This window comes from Commensalibacter intestini A911 (genome assembly GCF_000231445.1).
GTDB lineage: Bacteria > Pseudomonadota > Alphaproteobacteria > Acetobacterales > Acetobacteraceae > Commensalibacter > Commensalibacter intestini.
In genome coordinates this window covers 1-2500 of the sequence record NZ_AGFR01000021.1, presented here as the reverse complement: position 1 = coordinate 2500, position 2500 = coordinate 1, and the positions used below count along the sequence as shown (strand labels likewise).

At 36.0% G+C, this 2500-nt stretch carries 2 protein-coding genes (1 of these 2 cut by a window edge); one reads left to right on the top strand and one right to left on the bottom strand.

Annotation, left to right across the window (positions count from 1 at the left end; genetic code table 11):
* Positions 1 to 731, bottom strand: partial view of a sugar porter family MFS transporter gene (locus CIN_RS11095; protein ID WP_008855181.1) — the 5' portion only. The gene continues 661 nt to the left of window position 1, outside the view; 731 of the gene's 1392 nt are visible here — the first part of the coding sequence; its start codon is at positions 729 to 731; the stop codon falls past the left edge of the window.
* Positions 732 to 908: 177 nt separating this feature from the next.
* Between CIN_RS11095 and phrB the strand changes: the two genes are divergently transcribed.
* Entirely contained in the window at positions 909 to 2327 is a 1419-nt protein-coding gene (phrB, locus tag CIN_RS11090) for a deoxyribodipyrimidine photo-lyase (RefSeq protein WP_008855180.1), read from the top strand.
* Positions 2328 to 2500 lie beyond the last annotated feature (173 nt).

Sequence of the window (2500 nt, the reverse complement as noted above, 5' to 3'; positions counted from 1 at the left end):
ATCAAATCTTTCCAACTACCTTGAGGGTGATTAGCAACTGTTTCAATTTCAGCTATTTCAGCTATTGCAGCATCTTTACTCGCACGTAATCGTTCTAAAATCTCTTGAGCTTTTAGCTCTTGATGCTTCATCACTAACCAACGTGGACTTTCTGGTAAAACAACCATTCCCAATAATAAAATAATTGCTGGGACAAGACCTAGTCCAAACATCCAACGCCAATGATCACCCAATACAAAACCACTAAAATAAGCAACAGTAATTCCAAAAACCACCATAAACTGAAATAAAACAACCATTTTTCCACGATGTTGAGGCGGCGCAACCTCAGCAATATAAACAGGAATAATCTGCGTTGCACTTCCTGCAGACAACCCAAGCAAAAATCGAGAAAAAATTAAAAATTCTATATTTGTAGATATAGCTGACGCGATTGACCCAACTGCAAATACAAGCCCCACAGCAATAACCATTAAGCGTCGTCCTAAACGATCGGATAAAGGTCCTGTGCCCAAACATCCAAATAAAGCACCAAAAACGATGCCTCCTGTTACCAACTGCTTGGTTAAGTCATCCAGAGCAAAATACTTACCCAACCCTAAAAGGGCAACACCAATAATCCCTGTATCATATCCAAATAATAAACCACCTAAAGCAGCCATCACTGCGATCAACACAACAATCGCAGGACTTTTTGGGGTATCGATAGTATCTGTTGCAACGTCTCTCATGACATTTTATTCCTAAATCATGAATTATAAATATTACTTGCTCTAAAAACCGAATAAATCGTTATAAAAACCTTTATTTAATTTTATAAATAACTAAATATTGATTCAAAAAGTTAATCATTTTTATTTTTACGAATCAATAGTGAATAATCTCTTAGGCAAAATGATCAAATTAGTATGGTAAAAAAACACTTAATATGGTTTAGGAACGATCTACGTATTCAAGATAACCCTGCATTCACCAAGGCATGCGAAGATCCTGAAGCCATTGTTACTGCGTTATTTATGATAACACCAGCACAGTGGCAAATGCACAATATGTCTTCCAAACAAGCTCATTTTGTCTATGATAGTTTGATAGAACTTCAAAAATCACTAACAAGCCTTAATGTTTCCTTACATATAAAACAGTGTCCTGATTTTAATAAAACCGTAGATGTTATTGAGAAGTTTTGCCAAGAACAACAAATAAATAGTCTCTTTTATAATAGACAATATGAATATAATGAACGTAAACGAGATTGGCTTATTAAACAAAAGCTGCAGCCTAGCGTTGAAATTTATGAGCTCGATGGTAACCTATTCTTAACGCCATTGACTGTTCGTAATGGCCAAGGTGAAATGTATAAAGTCTTTACCCCATTTCGTCAGGCATTTTTAGATCGCTTCTTACAAAGCAATCATAAACTTTACAAAACTCCTACTTCAAGAATACATCAACAGGCAACGATATCTTCTATTCCCAACTTTAACTATCCAATGCAACCTTACGATTTCTTTCAAGCTGGCGAAGATAAAGCGCTAACCCATTTAGAACATTTCTGTGAAGAGCGTGTCATCAACTATGCGGACAAGCGAGATATTCCAAGCATTGATTATACCAGTCAAATTTCTGCATATTTAACCTTAGGGGTTCTTTCCGTTAGACAATGTTTTTATTTTTTAAACAAAGAGCATCCAGAATTTTGGCTATACAGAGAGAGCGGGGCTTTTTGTTGGTTTAATGAACTTGTATGGCGTGAATTCTATCAACACTTAATGGTTGCTCATTCCAGATTATGTCGACACAAACCATTTATTGAATGGACGGACAATATCCAATGGAAGAATGATTCTTATCAGTTCGAGCAATGGAAAAAAGGAAATACAGGCTATCCTATTGTTGATGCTGCGATGCGACAACTCAATCAAACGGGATGGATGCATAATCGATTACGAATGATCACTGCTAGTTTTTTGGTCAAAGACCTACTGATTGATTGGCGTTGGGGCGAACAATATTTTATGTCACAACTAACTGACGGTGATCTTGCAGCAAATAATGGTGGATGGCAGTGGGCAGCCTCAACAGGAACAGATTCTGTTCCTTATTTTCGCATTTTCAACCCAACCACTCAAGGAAAGCGCTTTGATCCAAATGGCAATTTTATCCGTCAATGGTTACCAGAGCTAGCTCAAGTTCCTGAAAAACTCATTCATACTCCGCATTTGTGGGCTGAAAAAATGGGAAAAATCATAAATTATCCTCAACCTATTGTTACTCATGATATTGCTAGAAAAGAAACATTAGAAGCGTTTGTAAATGCAAAAAATTAAATAACTATTTAAAGCAACTAAATATTAATTCAACACCACATATATAAAAACGCTCATCTCCTTTTAACTTTCTTATTAGAATATACTAAGCATCCAAAGTAACAACAATAAAAAAGGGTAAGTGCTATGTAAACACTTACCCTTTTTACGCGCCAGATTTGTTATAAAATCAG